Origin of the sequence: Actinomycetospora sp., from assembly GCF_036497585.1 — a bacterium.
Classification (GTDB): domain Bacteria; phylum Actinomycetota; class Actinomycetes; order Mycobacteriales; family Pseudonocardiaceae; genus Actinomycetospora.
In genome coordinates, this window is record NZ_DASXJD010000139.1 from 1 (window position 1) to 13,145 (window position 13,145).

Below are 13,145 nucleotides of genomic sequence, written 5' to 3' on the forward strand. Positions count from 1 at the left end.
TCGCCGCGATCCTGCGCGACGTCCTCGCCCGCGGCGCGGCGGTCCGCGGCGAGGCCCCCCGCCGGGTCGTGCTCACCCACCCGGCGAGCTGGGGGCCCTACCGCCGCGGGCTGTTCGAGGACGTCGCCGTCGCCGCCGGCCTCGAGGACGCCGTGACGATGTCCGACCCCGAGGCCGCGGGCCACCACCACCGCGCCGTCCACGGGCTCGACGAGGGCGCCGCGCTCGCCGTCTACGACCTCGGCGGCAGCTCGTTCGAGGCGGCCGTGCTCACGCGGCGCGGCGAGGACGTCGAGCTGCTCGGGGCGCCGGTGGCGATCGAGCGACTCGGCGGGGTGGATCTCGACGAGGCCGTGATCGCGCTGGTCGACGAGGCCACCGGCGGGCTGCTCGCCGATCTGGACCCCGACGACGAGTCCAGCGCGACCGCCCTGACCCGGCTGCGTCAGGACGCCGTCGCGGCCAAGGAGGCGCTGTCGGCCGACGACGAGGCCGAGGTGTCGGTCCTGCTCCCGGGTCGCCACACCGACGTCACGGTGTCGCGCGGCGCGTTCGAGGAACGGATCCGGCCGGCGGTGGCCCGCAGCGTGGAGGCTCTGGGCCGGGCGGTCGAGACCTCACCGGTGCGCCCCACCGCGGTGCTGCTGATCGGGGGCTCGTCGCGGGTGCCCCTGGTCGCGCGGACCGTCGCCGAGCAGCTCGGGCTCCGGGTGATCGCCGAGCGCCGTCCGGAGCACGTGGTGGCGATGGGCGCGGCGCGGGCCGCGCAGGCCGCGGCGCCGTCGGTCACGCGGGTGACCCGAGGGCTCGGACTGGCGCTGTCGGGGAAGGACCGCTCGTCCCGGGCGGGCGCCGGAGGGGCCGGCGCGCAGGAGGCCGGCGCCCGGGAGGCGGCCGCGGCGAAGGCCCCCGCCGGGCCGACGCCGCCCCCGGAGGCCCCACCGGAGCCGCCGGAGAAACCGGCCGCACCCCCCGACGCGCGGGACCAGGAACCCACCGCCGTCGTGCGGCCCCCGCTGGTCGACGGCCGCGTGGCGCCGCGGGCCGACGAGCCCACGGCCGGGGCCGAGACCGGAGCCGGCGGCGACGAGTCGGCCACCACCGTCACCCGCTTCGACCCCGGCGAGGAGGCGAAGACCACCGTCACGCGCACCTCGCCCGCCACCGAGCAACCCACCGAGGCCACCCGCCCCTCATCCGACGAGGCAAACACCACCGTCGTCCGGTCCTCGCCCGGCAGTACCCGGGCGCAGCCGGCGGGGGCTCCCCCGCCCCGCCCCGGCGGGCCACCGGCCCAGGCCCCGCCCCCGCGCCGGCCACCGGCCCGCCCCGGGATCCCGAGCGGGAGCTTCCCCGCGCAGGGCCGCCAGGGTCCTCCCGGCCCGCGCCCGGGCCGGCCCTTGCCGCCCGCGGGTCCCCCGGGGCAGCCCGGTGGCCCCCCGCCGGGCCGTCCCGGCCCCTACCCCGGGCCGCCCCCGGGCACGGGCCCGGTCCCGCCAGCCCCGCCCGAGGCCCCCTCCCGGACGGGGCGGAGCCGCACCGGGCTGCTCGTCGGCGCGGGCGTCGTCGTGCTGCTCGTCCTCGTCGCCGCCGTGCTGCTGATCACCGGGATCCTCTGAGCGTCCCCGGGCCGGGGTGGGGCTGACCCCACCGCGACCGCAGGGACCGCACCCGCCGTCGTGGGGCCCGCTCCACCGCGCCCGACCGGGTGCGGCGGACACGCTGGGAGCCGTCACCGAGACGACCCCCACCGCCCTCCCGGAGCCCACGATGACCACCACTCTCGATCAGCTCAGCCGTCGCGACCGCGCCGTCCTCGCCGCCGTCGCCGCCGGACGCGGCACCGTCGTCGCCGGCCGCCTGCTCATCGACGGCCTGCCCTGCGCCGACCAGTTCGTCGCCGCCCGTCTGCGCGCCGCCGGGCTGCTCGCGACCCAGACCGCCGGCCCCGCGCTGCTCACCGGCACGGGCGCCGAGGCCCTGGCCGCCTGAGCACCCCGACCCGCGCGACGAGGAGCCCGCCGTGTCCGCCCCGACCTCCGCCCGCGCGCCCGCGCCGGTGCGCGCCGCGCTCGACACCGGAGCCCGCTGCCTCGTCCTGTCCCCCCACCTCGACGACGCCGTCCTGTCCTGCGGCGCCCTGCTCGGTGAGCTCGCGCCCCGCAGCGAGATCACCGTCCTCACGCTCTTCACCGAGGCCACCGACGGCCCGCACGGCCGCGCCGCCCGCTCCTTCCTGCGCCAGTGCGCGCACCCCGACGCCGCGACGCTCTTCCGGGCCCGCCGGGCCGAGGACCGCGCCGTCGTCGGGAGCCTCGGGGCGCGACCCGAGCACCTCGGGCTGACCGACGCGCTGTTCCGCCGCCGCGACGTCCCCACGGCGCTCGCCGGGGTCGGGCGGCTCGTGCCCGAGCTCCTCCACCGCTACCCGACGTTCCGCTTCGACATCGCCCGCGGCCGGGTCTCCCGCGGCGACCGGGCGCTGCGCGCCGAGCTCGCCGCCCGGATCGCCGCCCGCGCCGGGGAGGCGGACCTGCTGCTGTGCCCGCTCGGCGTCGGGCGCCACGTCGACCACCTCCTCACCCGCGACCTCGGCCTCGCCTGGCCCGGCCCCGTCGTGTGGTTCTCCGACTTCCCCTACGCGCTCGACCACGACCCCGACGCGGCGTTCCTGCGCCGCGAGGGCCTGCGGCCGTGGTCGTTCGACGAGGGCCTCGACGCGAAGGACGCGCTCGTCCGCGGCTACGCCACCCAGGTCGACGCGCTGTTCCCCTCCGGGGTCGTCCCCCGTCGGCCCGAGACCTACTGGACGCGCTGAGCTCACTCCCGCAGCCGGCGGGCGAGCCCGATCGAGTCCTGGTGGGCCCAGGTGTCGACGACCACGCCGTCGACGACCTGGTAGATCCGGATCGCGCCGAACTCGACGGTGGGTCCCGCGGAACATCGGCCGCACCACCACCCGGTCGCCCTCGGCCACCAGGTCCTCGACCGCGATCTGCAGGTCGGGGAACCCCGTGGTCAGCATCGTGTGGACGTCCTGCGCCTCGGCCAGCGTCGCCGGGTCCCAGAACTCGGCCGGCCGCTCGGGGTGCGCCCTCCGCGCCGTCGCCGCCGGTCACGACGACCCCCAGGAGCGGCTCCGCGCGGTGGTCCGGGCCTACGTCGACACCTTCACCGGGCGTAGCGGACCCGGACGCCCAGGCCTCGGATCCGCTCCAGGAGAACGGTCTTGGCCGGGGACGGCCGGACAGCAGAAGCGGAGGTCCCGCCCCGTCCGAGGGCGGCGTTCGCCGAGGAGACGCTCATGCACCCGCGGGGCCCGGTCCGGCGTGCACGAGCGTCCCCTCGGCGAACGCGGGACCGCGAGGATGGGAGCCGTGCCCACCTCAGGCTGGTCCTGGGCCTCTCCATCGGCAGCGCGCCGTTCTACCCACTCGGCCGGACGCCAGACGGCGCCGGACGGCGTTCCCGAGCTCGCCCGCGCGGTCCGCGCCTCGATCTACTCGCTCTCGAGCCCCGCGCCGTGCGTCTTCGGCGCGGACCTCGACCGTTTCGGCGTCGCACTGCGGGCCCTCGTCGCCGAGGCCCTCCCCGACGGCGTCTTCAGCGAGCGACTCCGCGGCATCACCCTGTCGATCTGGCGCTGAGGTGCCGGACGAAGAACCGCACCGCGCTGTCGGCCTCGAACCGGGGCAGCTCCATGTGCCGCCCGGCGTTGGCGTGCAGCGACTTCTCCGTCGAGCCCAGGGCGTCGAACAGGGCGAGACCGGACTCGCGGGAGATGAACTCGTCGTCCCACTGGAGCACGAACTCGACGGGCACGGTCACGCGCCGGGCGGTCTCTTCGAGCGGACCGGGCCAGAACTGGCCGAGGACCGCCGCGGTGATCCTCGGCTCGGCCGCGAGCAGCGGGATCCCGATCGCGGTGGCCATGTTGGTGCCGAACCAGCCGACCGGACCGTCCGGGCCGATCTCCGGCAGCGCCGCGAGCGCGTCCAGGGCCGCCCGCCACTCCGGCACGGACCGCCGCGCGATGTCGAGGTTGTACCGCTCGACGACGGGCCCGATCGGTTCGCCGGCCGCCTGCACCCGCCGCAGCGCCGCGACCTCCCGCTCGTCGGTGGGGGTGCGGGGACGGTCGCCATGGCCCGGCGCGTCGAGGGCGGCGACGGTGAACCCGCCGTCGAGGACGAGTCGGTGGGCCCGCCCGACGAAGCGGGGCCAGCGCTTGTGGGTGCCGCCGCCGTGCCCCAGCAGCACGAGCGGGCCGCCCGCGCCGGAGGCGGGCGAGAAGAGGAGACCGGGGACGTCGTCGAGCGCGAACTCGCGCTCGCGGACGCCGTCGACGGTGGTGTCGGTGGTGAAACGCAGTGTGGACATGGCTGTCGCCCTCCGGGAGTGCCTGATCGGCGCTCCCGGCGACACCCGTCACCCGACCGCGACCACCGCGGGGAGCACCCACGTCGATCCGTCCATGGGGCTCACCTCCTCCTGCCGTGCCGCGGTCGGGGCAGGACGCTAGCCGCCCGGCGTCGGGCCCTCCACCGAATTCCCGCGCACCACCCGCCCGTAGGACGCCACGTCGATCCCCGAGCCGGGCTCGAAGAGCTGGTCCTCGAACGCCAGGTACCAGGCGTCCAGGCCGCACTCGCGGGCGTAGCGCCCCGCCTGCACCATCTGCGCCGCCTCGCTGTCCGACCGGGCCGTGCCGCCGGTGTTCGGCAGATCCGGCGGCCCCGGGTTCTCGGCGACGACCCCGAGGCCCGCGGCCCGGGCGAGGGCGATCGTCCAGCGCTGGGTCGCGCCCCGGTCCAGCCCGGCCGCGGTGAGCGAGGCGGGGGTGTCGTCGGGGCGGCAGCTGTCCTGGTGGGTGGCCCGGGCCCGGACGGCGCTGTCGTCGTCGAGGCTGGTGAAGTCGACGAGCGCCCGGGCGGGCGTCCGCTGGGCCCGCAGCCGGGCGTCGAGGTCGGCGAGGACCCGGAACTGCGCCGGGTAGTCGAGCCCCTTGCCGAGCGAACCGTCCGGGTCCGCGCGGCCGTCGAGCAGGCCGTCCGTCGCCGCCCGGCGGTCCTCGGGCAGCACCCCGCGGCCGGCCAGCGGGACCTGGAGGTCGCCGGTGAAGCCGAGCTCGCGCACCGCGTCGGCGACCCACACGACCGAGTCCACCAGCGAACCCGTGTACCAGTCGTACCAACCGTCGACGGCGTCCGCGCTCACCGGCTCGCCCTGCCACGTCGGGGATCCGGGGCGCCAGCCCGGCATCGGCGAGGGCTCGACCCCGTCCGCCCGGCCGGGGCCGCCCTGGGCGGCGTCGTCGAAGGCCCAGAACGCCGTCCGCGTCGCGTCCGGCTCGGCGGCGGGGTAGCCCAGCTCCCCGGCGAGCCGCACGGCGCTGACACGGGTGAGCACGCCCGCCCCGGCGACGGCGCGCAGGTAGCCACTGGCCGCCTCCCGGGCCGCCGCGGAGAACACGAGGTCGGCCTCGCCGGAGGAGGAGCCGCGGCCGTCCTGGTCGCGGTAGCTCGCCGACGGCAGTCCGAGCACCCACGACGGCGGGTTGTGCAGGCCCAGGCCGAGGACCACCCACAGTCCGCCCGCGGCGCAGGTCTCGACCCGGGTCCGCACCGACGCCAGGTACGCCTCGTCGACGACGCCGGGTGCGGGCTCGGCCCGCGCCCACTGCAGCTCGGTCATGGCCGTCCGGGCGCCGGCCTCGTGGAGGGCCGCCACGCGGTCCGGCCGGCAGGACGACCCGAGGACCCCGAAGGCCGGGCGGTCGGCCGCCGAGGCGCCGACCGACCCGCAGCCCGTCAGCAGGGCCACGACGAGCGCCACCACCACGCCGATCCCGGTCGGCCACCATCGCGTGCGCACGACTCACCCGCTCTCGGAGACCGGCGGGACGTCCTGGCCGGCCGCGACGGCCGCGTCGAGCGCGGGCCGGTCGACCTGCCAGACCGTGGTGTCGCCGTTGCTGGGGCCGTGCGCGGTGTACAGCGGCCGGGCGTGCTGGGTCATCCACGTCAGCATCTGCGGGGCGGCGTCGCCGTACCCCTGCGCCAGGGGCTGCGAGGACGTCAGGACGTACTGCGCGTTGTTGTCGCGCAGCTGGGTCAGGCTCGGCCAGTCCCCCCACCCGTCGCGGGGCGGGAACGCCAGCTGCGCGACCGGGCCGGTCAGCCCGACCCGGGCGTCGGCCGGCAGGTTCGTCGCCATCCACGCCCGGGCCTGCGGAAAGGTGTCGTCGACGGTGAGGCGTGCCGAGACCCCGAGGCAGAGCGTCGCCGCGACGAACACCGAGGCGGCGATCGCGAGGGGTCGACGCAGGGTCCGTCGCCGGTCGCGCAGCTCGGCGATCGAGGTGGCCGACACGACGACGGCGACCACCACGGTGTAGTAGCCGAACTGCTCCTCCAGCGCCCCGGCGACGACTGAGTACACCCCGAACAGGCCGGTGGCCACGCCGATCAGGCCCATCAACCGCCGGGCCGTCGACTTCGCGAACACCGTCCCGAGCCCGGCGAACAGGCACAGGCCCAGCAGGACGTAGCTGGTGCCGAAGCGGGAGAGCTCGGCGACGAGCCGGCCGACGAGGCTCACGTTGCTCGCGTGGAACCCGGTCATCTGGTCCAGGCCGATGAGGCGGCGGAGCCCGCCGAGCTTCTGCGAACCCCACTCGCCGAGGTCGCCCGTGGCGGCCACGACCGCGATCAGCACCGTGTAGGGCAGCAGCGATCCGAGCACGATCCGGCCCGCCTGGGCCGGCGCCAGGGTGCGGCGCCAGATCACCGCGGCGGCCAGCGGGACCAGGATCTGGATCGCCGTCATGTCCTTCGTGGTGAGCGCCAGCCCGAAGATGACCCCCACCCCGACCTCGCGCCAGCGCCGCACCCGCGGGGTGGCGGGGTTGGTGAGGACGCCGAGGAGCAGCAGCCACGCGCCGAGGGTCCACATCGTCGCCGGGGTCTCGAGCATGACGCGGCTGTCGTTGCGCAGGATGAACGGGTCGAACGCCAGGACCGCGGCACCCCCGAGGGCGATCGGGAGCGGGACGACCTTGCGCAGCAGCCGGAAGCCGAGCACGACGGTGACCGCACCCAGGAGCGCGGTCAGCCAGCGCAAGGCGTAGACGAGGTCCATCGGCGGCAGCGACCCGAGGCCGAAGAGCTTGAGGAACACGGCGTCGAGGAGGAACGAGCCGATGGGGTGCAGGTAGAAGTGGGTCCCCTGGAAGGTCGGGATCCGACCGTGGGCGACCGAGTCCCCGATCTGCGCGTAGATCAGCTCGTCGACGAACAGGTCGTTCGCCCGGCCCAGCCCGATCGCGCGGACCGCGAGGGCGATCAGTCCGATCAGCACGGTCAGGGGCCACGTCCGCCCGATCGTGAGCCGGCCCGTCCAGCCCCTCTGGGAGGGCCGGATGATCGAGGTCATCGCCGGCGCCGCGGGGGCGTGGCAGACGGTCGAAGCCGGCGGCGGCCGCAGCGCCGGTCCGCCGGGGCGCGGACCCGGCGGGGGGCCCACCGGCCGGGCGGCCGGTCCGGCGGGGCGGCCCGGGATGCGGTGACGCCGGGTCACGTCGTCGGCCGGCCACCCGAACTCGCGGCTCAGCCGGGGATACTCGCCGGCGTTCACGGCAACCACCGCCGCAGCAGGGCGTCGAGGGCGGTCGGGCCGGTGGTGTAGATGGGGCCGGCGAGCGGGCCGGACGGCGTCGCGAGCCCGGCGGGGGCCTGCGCGGCCCACGGCGGGACGGGCGTCCGCGGGTACGCCGAGGGCGACGGGTAGCCCCACCCGGTGTCGGCCCGGTGCCGGGCCGGAGTGGCCGGGTGCACCGGCGCGGAGACAGGTCGCGGCGGGGTCGTACGAACGGCCGGTTCGGCACCTTCGAAGGTCACCGACCGGCCGTTCGTGTGCTCCGGAGGGCGCTCCGACGGGCGCTCCGGCGACGCGGTCGGCCGAGCAGCCGGACGCCTCCGGAGCTTCACGGTCGGCTCGACCGGGAAGCGGTCGGCGATGGCGGCCATGGGAGTCTCCTCGACCTCGGCGCGGTCCCGGGTGGACCGACCCGTCGAGCGTCGCAACACGGGGCCTGCGGGCCGATGGTGTCGACCCTCCGGCCCGGTGGGGTTCTCCCCCGGGTTCCGGGTCGTGCCACCCCCCGCGACCGCGTGGCGACGCAGCGCGAGGTCGCTGGTCAGGGCCCCGCCGGGGCACTAGCGTCCGCGGCCGTGCGCCGCGACCTGCGCGCTCCCGACCCCGACCTCCGCGCGCGCTGGGACGCGCTCGCCGTCGCGTCGGGGGCCTCCCCGTTCGTCCGCCCCGGCTGGCTCGGCGCCTGGGCGGACGCGTTCGGCAGGGCCGACGACCTGCGCCTGCTCACCCTCGAGCGCGGCGGCGAGCTCGTCGGGGTCCTCCCGGTCCTGCCCGGCCCGCTCGGGCTGCGCTCCCCCACCAACCACGAGACGGCGCTCTTCGCCCCCGTCCTCGCCGACGCCGACGCCGCCGTCGAGCTCGCCGACCGCCTCCTGCACGCCGGCACCACCGTGGACCTGTCGGCGATGCCCGCCGACGCCCCCGCGACCACGGCGCTACGCGACGCCGCCCGCCGGGCCGGGGCACCGTCGCTGGAGCGCCCCGTCTGCGCCTCGCCCTGGATCGACACCACCGGCGACCCGGCGTCGTTCCTGCGCCGCCTGTCGAAGAACCGCCGCCACGGGCTGCGCCGGCTGCGCCACCGAATGGCCGACGCCGGCGAGGTGGTGCTCGACGTCCGGGAGGACGGCGAGGACCTGGGATCGGTGCTCGACGAGGGGTTCCGGCTCGAGGCGCGCCCCTGGAAGCTCGCCGCCGGGTCCGCGGTGCTCTCCGCGCCCGCGAACGTCCGCTTCTACACCGAGGGCGCCCGGTGGGCCGCCGCGGCGGGGCTGCTGCGGCTGGTGCACCTGCGGGTCGACGGCCGGTCGGTCGCCTTCGGCTACTGCCTGCGCCAGGGCGACACCCTGTACTTCCTCAAGCTCGGCATGGACGACGAGCTCGCGAAGCTGGGGCCCGGCGTCGTCCTCACCCACCACCTCGTCGACCTGTGCTGCGAGGACCCGCAGATCGCGCGGCTGGACCTGCTCGGGGACGCCGAGTCCTACAAGGCCGACCTCGCCAGCGGCACCCGGGAGCAGGTCCGGCTCCAGGTCTTCGGTCATCGCCTCACCGGCCCCGCCCACCGCGCCGCCCTGGCGAGCGCGGCGCGGCTGCGCGCCGAGGCCGTCGGCCGGCTCTCCGACGACACCCGCGCGCGGCTCTCCGCGCTGCGCAACCGCTGGCGCCCGGGCGGCGCCGCGCGGTCCGGCGCCGCCGCGCGGTCCGGCGCCGCCGCGCGGTCGGGCGACGACGCGCGGTCGGGCGACGACGCGCGGTCGGGCCCGAGCAGGTCGGCGACGAGCGCGTCGTAACGGGCCTCGACGTCGCGGCGGTCGAACGCGAGGCTGCGGGCCCGGGCGCCGCGGCCGAGCTCGGTGCGCAGCGCGCGGTCATCGGACAGCCGGCGGATCGCGGCCCCGAGGGCGGCGGCGTCGAACGCCGGGACGGTGAGCCCGGCCCCCGGCCCGATCCAGCCGAGCCGCTCGAGGTCGAAGGTGACCACCGGCCGGCCGTGCGCCATGGCCTCGAGCGCGGTCAGGCAGAACGTCTCGTAGCGCGAGGGCACCACCATCAGCGAGCAGCCGTGCAGCAGCTCCTCCTTAGCCTCGCCGTCCACCCGGCCGAGCAGCCGCACCCGGTCCCCGAGCCCGGCGGCGAGCTCAGCCAGGCGGGCCTCCTCGGCGGGGGTGCCGGACCCCGCGACGTCGAGGCGCAGCGTCGGGTCCTCCCGGACCGCGGCGAGGAGCAGGTCGAGCCCCTTCTGCCGCACGTCGACGCGCCCGAGGAAGAGCACGGGCCCGTCGGCGGCGTCGGTGACCTCGGCGGGCAGGTCGAGGCCGTTCGGGATCACCGTGACCCGGGCCCGCGGGCTGGCGGCGCCGACCAGGCGCGCGTCGACATCGTTGAGCACCACGAAGTGCCGGTAGAGGGCGAGCCCGCGCCGCTCGACGGCCTCGAAGGGCAGCCCGTACCGGCGCGCCATGTCGGCCCCGCAGAGCATCTGGACCAGCCCGACGACGGGGCAGCGCGCCACCAGCGGCAGCAGGCTCGCCGACACCGGCGGCGTGAGGCTCTCGATCCACACGTCGGGCCGCACGACGAGCGCCATCAGCGGCACGAGCAGCGTGAACAGGATCTGCCCGCCGCGCGGCCCGGCCCACCCGACGGGCAGGTGGACGTACCGGACGCCGTCGCGCCACCCCGACACCGCGCCGCGGTACGAGCCGCAGTACACCGTGACGTCGTGCTCGACGGCCAGCCGGGCCGCCACCCGGGCGACCACCGCGGCACCGCCCCCGCCGTAGTGCGGGTTGCCGAGGTCGTCGTAGATCGACAGTACGACCCGACGTCGCCGCGCCGGGCTCACGACGACGACCGCCCTCGCGACCGCAGCGCTGACACCGCGCCGTACGCCCGCCGGGCGGCCTGCTCGGCCCGGGATAGCGGGAGCCGCTCGAAGCGCAGCGACGCGTAGTCGACCGGCACCGCCCCGAAGTACCGCTTGAAGTGCTCCGGCCCCGACCCGGCGTCGGACTCCCCCATGTGGAACCAGCGCACCCCGTGCTCGCAGGCGTCCCGGATGGCCAGCGAGTGCAGCAGGTAGGTCGCGAGGGTCTCGCGGGCGATGCCGGTGGTGTCCATGGCGCACATCCAGCCCAGGGTGTGGTTGTCGCTCGTCAGGACGACGTTGACCGCCACCGGTTCGCCGTCGCGTAGCACCGACCACACCGCGCACCGCTCGCCCAGCGCGGCCGCGGCGGCCGCGACCTGGCCGGGGCGATCGCGGCGGGCCGCGAGCCGGCGTGCCAGCGCGAGGGGCTGGCCGCGCTGCTCGGCCCACCGGTCGACCGACTGCGCGTACAGGTCGCGGAACACCGCGAGGCCGCGCCCGTCCGGGCCGGTCGCCGTGGTGCCGTCCTCGCGGCGCACGTCGAGCTCGAACCGCTCGGCCTTGCGCACCGAGTTGCGGGCCTGGCGCTTGAACCCCTTCTCCCAGAGCTGGTCCCACCCGACGCCGAGGTCGACGACCTGCGAGGTGTACGCGACCCGGATCGCGGCCGGACCGGCCGCCTCGTCCCACACTGCGCCGCGCAGCGGCATCGGGGTGAGGGCGCGCAGCACGGCGGGGCGGCCACGCAGGTCGTCGAGGACGAGCCGGGCGTGCTCGACGGTGAGGTCGCCGCCCTCGACGAGCGCGCCCCCGTAGCCCCAGCCGTAGGGCCACGACTCCTCGCTGACCGTCACCCCCGCCCGCCGCCGCGCGACCAGCGGCAGCACCAGGCGGCGGCCGTCGGCGAGCTCGTAGAGCCGGCTCGCGTCGGTGTAGCCGCGGGTGGTGAGGCCGTCGAGCCACTCCGGGGACTGGGTCACGACGGCATCCGGGTCGGCCGCGTGGACCTCCCGCCACACGTCACGGGGCACGGGGGTCACGACGGCGCGAGTGCGCTCGCGGGTCGGCGGGGTCATCGGGTCACCTCGGTGGGGATGCGACGCAGGAGGGCGGTGACCTCGGCCGGGACGAGGCCGAGGGAGAGGGCGAGCACGACGTAGGCGCCCAGGGCGCCGACGACGACGGCGAGGGCAGCCGGCGTCGGGAGGGTCCCGGCCACCGCGAGCGCGCCGGCGAGGACCGCGACGGCCCCGGTCCAGCGCACGACGGGTCCGCGGGCAGGTGCCGGGGGCCGGAAGCGCGCCAGGTAGAGCGCCCCGAGCAGGGCCACCGTCGACCAGGTGCCGACCGCGAAGGACCAGGCCGCGCCGAGCGCCCCCACCCGCGGGACGAGCACGACGAGCGCCGCGACCTGGAGCGCCACCGCGACCGGGACCCGCGCCGCCACCGCCGTCGCCATCCCGCGGGCGAACAGGGCCTTGAGCAGCATGTCCGCGAGCAGCAGGCCGGTGGTGCCGAGGGTCAGGACGCGGACGACGCCCGCGGCGTCGGTGTAGGCGCCGGGCAGGACGACGTCGAGCACCGGGCCGGGCGTGACGAGCAGCACGAGCTGGCAGGGCACCAGCACCAGCGGCACCCAGCGCAGCGCGCTCACCAGGCGGGCGTGCGCCGCGGCGAGGGTGGGGGCGCCGGCGATGAAGGGGAACACCGCGTCGGAGAGTGCCGAGCCGACGAAGAACGGGGCGCGGGCGAGCACGGCACCCGCCTGGTAGACGCCGACGACGGCGAGCGTCACGCCGGCCCCGCGGCCCAGGGCGCCGAGGGCGAGCACGTCGAGGGTGCCCATGAGGCCGAACGCGGTCGTGCTGACCGCCATCGGGACGGCGGCGGCGAAGGCGCCCATCCCACTCGTCGGGCGCCCGGTCCGTCGGGCGCCGCGCGGCAGGCGGTCGGCCAGCGCGAGGAACGCGACCACGGCCGACACGCACGCGGCGACGAGCAACGCGGCGGCGACCCCCACGACCCCGTCGACCACCGACCCCAGCAGCCCGACGACGACGAGGGCGAGCACCACCTTGACGACGATCTCGGCGACCCGCGCGGCGCCGACCCCGTCGAAGCGGCGGGCCCCCTGCAGCGCCCCGACGAGCACCGCGACCAGGGCGAGCACGACGATCGTGGCCGCCGCCAGCAGCGTCGGGACCGGCCCGACGCCCGGCAGGATGGCCCCGGTCGTGAGCTGCACCCCGGCGAAGCCGGCGCCGAGCACCAGGCCCAGTGCGACGTTCCCGATCAGCGCCACCCGCAGCACCGGGGCGGTCGCGGCGGCGTCGTCGGCGCGGGCGACCTCGCGGGCGAGGGCCCACGGGAAGCCGGCGGCGAGCACCGACGTCGCCAGCAGCAGCAGGTTGAGCAGGATTCCGACGGCGCCGAACTGCTCGGTGGGGAGCAGCCAGGCCAGCGCGAGACCGAGCCCGTAGTTCAGCGCGGCGGTGCCGGCGAGCGCGGCGAGCAGGACGAGGCTCCCGCCGCCCGCGCCGCGCGCGGCGCGGAGTCGATCGAGCAGGGGCCGGCCGAGCGCGGGCCGGGGGGCGTCCGTCGTCGTCGGGACCATGCC

At 77.2% G+C, this 13,145-nt stretch carries 11 protein-coding genes and 2 pseudogenes; 5 read left to right on the forward strand and 8 right to left on the reverse strand.

Annotated features, from left to right (window positions below; translation table 11 throughout):
* The 3 genes from VGH76_RS13690 to VGH76_RS13700 form a co-directional block, all read left to right on the forward strand.
* The coding region (locus VGH76_RS13690; RefSeq protein ID WP_331557236.1) for an Hsp70 family protein at nucleotides 1-1,619 on the forward strand (1,619 nt) is incomplete at its 5' end.
* Between the two features lie 151 nt (nucleotides 1,620-1,770).
* Nucleotides 1,771-1,992, forward strand: a complete 222-nt coding sequence (locus tag VGH76_RS13695) for a hypothetical protein (protein WP_331557237.1) — start codon at nucleotides 1,771-1,773, stop codon at nucleotides 1,990-1,992.
* Nucleotides 1,993-2,023: 31 nt separating this feature from the next.
* Nucleotides 2,024-2,818, forward strand: coding sequence for a PIG-L deacetylase family protein (locus VGH76_RS13700; protein WP_331557238.1), 795 nt, complete (start codon nucleotides 2,024-2,026; stop codon nucleotides 2,816-2,818).
* A gap of 117 nt (nucleotides 2,819-2,935) precedes the next feature.
* Here VGH76_RS13700 and VGH76_RS28005 read toward each other — a convergent pair.
* Nucleotides 2,936-3,052: pseudogene (locus VGH76_RS28005) on the reverse strand (ester cyclase); the annotation flags it as partial.
* A 325-nt stretch (nucleotides 3,053-3,377) separates the two neighbouring features.
* On the opposite strand from VGH76_RS28005, the gene VGH76_RS13705 reads away from it, so the two are divergent.
* Nucleotides 3,378-3,647, forward strand: coding sequence for a hypothetical protein (locus VGH76_RS13705; RefSeq protein ID WP_331557239.1), 270 nt, complete (start codon nucleotides 3,378-3,380; stop codon nucleotides 3,645-3,647).
* Here VGH76_RS13705 and VGH76_RS13710 read toward each other — a convergent pair.
* From VGH76_RS13710 to VGH76_RS13725, 4 genes are all read right to left on the reverse strand, one after another.
* A complete protein-coding gene (locus tag VGH76_RS13710; protein WP_331557240.1) occupies nucleotides 3,625-4,380 on the reverse strand; it encodes an alpha/beta hydrolase in 756 nt (251 codons plus the stop codon). The two genes, VGH76_RS13705 and VGH76_RS13710, sit on opposite strands and share 23 nt — an antisense overlap.
* 138 nt (nucleotides 4,381-4,518) lie before the next feature.
* Entirely contained in the window at nucleotides 4,519-5,874 is a 1,356-nt protein-coding gene (locus VGH76_RS13715; protein ID WP_331557241.1) for a hypothetical protein, read from the reverse strand.
* A gap of 3 nt (nucleotides 5,875-5,877) precedes the next feature.
* Nucleotides 5,878-7,635, reverse strand: coding sequence for an ArnT family glycosyltransferase (locus VGH76_RS13720; RefSeq protein ID WP_331557242.1), 1,758 nt, complete (start codon nucleotides 7,633-7,635; stop codon nucleotides 5,878-5,880).
* Nucleotides 7,632-8,027 (reverse strand): hypothetical protein, encoded by a 396-nt coding sequence (locus VGH76_RS13725; RefSeq protein ID WP_331557243.1) that lies wholly within the window; start codon nucleotides 8,025-8,027, stop codon nucleotides 7,632-7,634. Before VGH76_RS13725 ends, VGH76_RS13720 begins: the two co-directional genes overlap by 4 nt.
* 534 nt (nucleotides 8,028-8,561) lie before the next feature.
* Here VGH76_RS13725 and VGH76_RS13730 point away from each other — a divergent pair.
* Nucleotides 8,562-9,134 (forward strand): annotated as a pseudogene (locus tag VGH76_RS13730) (GNAT family N-acetyltransferase); the annotation flags it as partial.
* A gap of 62 nt (nucleotides 9,135-9,196) precedes the next feature.
* On the opposite strand, the gene VGH76_RS13735 reads toward VGH76_RS13730, so the two are convergent.
* Genes VGH76_RS13735 through VGH76_RS13745 form a run of 3 tightly spaced genes read right to left on the reverse strand, consistent with a single transcriptional unit; the run spans nucleotide 9,197 to nucleotide 13,142 of the window.
* Nucleotides 9,197-10,504, reverse strand: coding sequence for a glycosyltransferase family 4 protein (locus VGH76_RS13735; RefSeq protein ID WP_331557244.1), 1,308 nt, complete (start codon nucleotides 10,502-10,504; stop codon nucleotides 9,197-9,199).
* Nucleotides 10,501-11,604, reverse strand: coding sequence for a GNAT family N-acetyltransferase (locus tag VGH76_RS13740; RefSeq protein ID WP_331557245.1), 1,104 nt, complete (start codon nucleotides 11,602-11,604; stop codon nucleotides 10,501-10,503). Before VGH76_RS13740 ends, VGH76_RS13735 begins: the two co-directional genes overlap by 4 nt.
* On the reverse strand, nucleotides 11,601-13,142 hold the full coding sequence (locus tag VGH76_RS13745; protein WP_331557246.1) for an oligosaccharide flippase family protein: 1,542 nt from the start codon (nucleotides 13,140-13,142) through the stop codon (nucleotides 11,601-11,603). Before VGH76_RS13745 ends, VGH76_RS13740 begins: the two co-directional genes overlap by 4 nt.
* Nucleotides 13,143-13,145 lie beyond the last annotated feature (3 nt).

Bases quoted from the DNA above. Each gene is read 5' to 3' on its own strand.
- VGH76_RS13695 (WP_331557237.1), top strand. From the start codon at position 1,771: ATGACCACCACTCTCGATCAGCTCAGCCGTCGCGACCGCGCCGTCCTC.
- VGH76_RS13710 (WP_331557240.1), bottom strand. From the start codon at position 4,380: ATGTCCACACTGCGTTTCACCACCGACACCACCGTCGACGGCGTCCGC.
- VGH76_RS13725 (WP_331557243.1), bottom strand. From the start codon at position 8,027: ATGGCCGCCATCGCCGACCGCTTCCCGGTCGAGCCGACCGTGAAGCTC.
- VGH76_RS13740 (WP_331557245.1), bottom strand. From the start codon at position 11,604: ATGACCCCGCCGACCCGCGAGCGCACTCGCGCCGTCGTGACCCCCGTG.
- VGH76_RS13745 (WP_331557246.1), bottom strand. From the start codon at position 13,142: ATGGTCCCGACGACGACGGACGCCCCCCGGCCCGCGCTCGGCCGGCCC.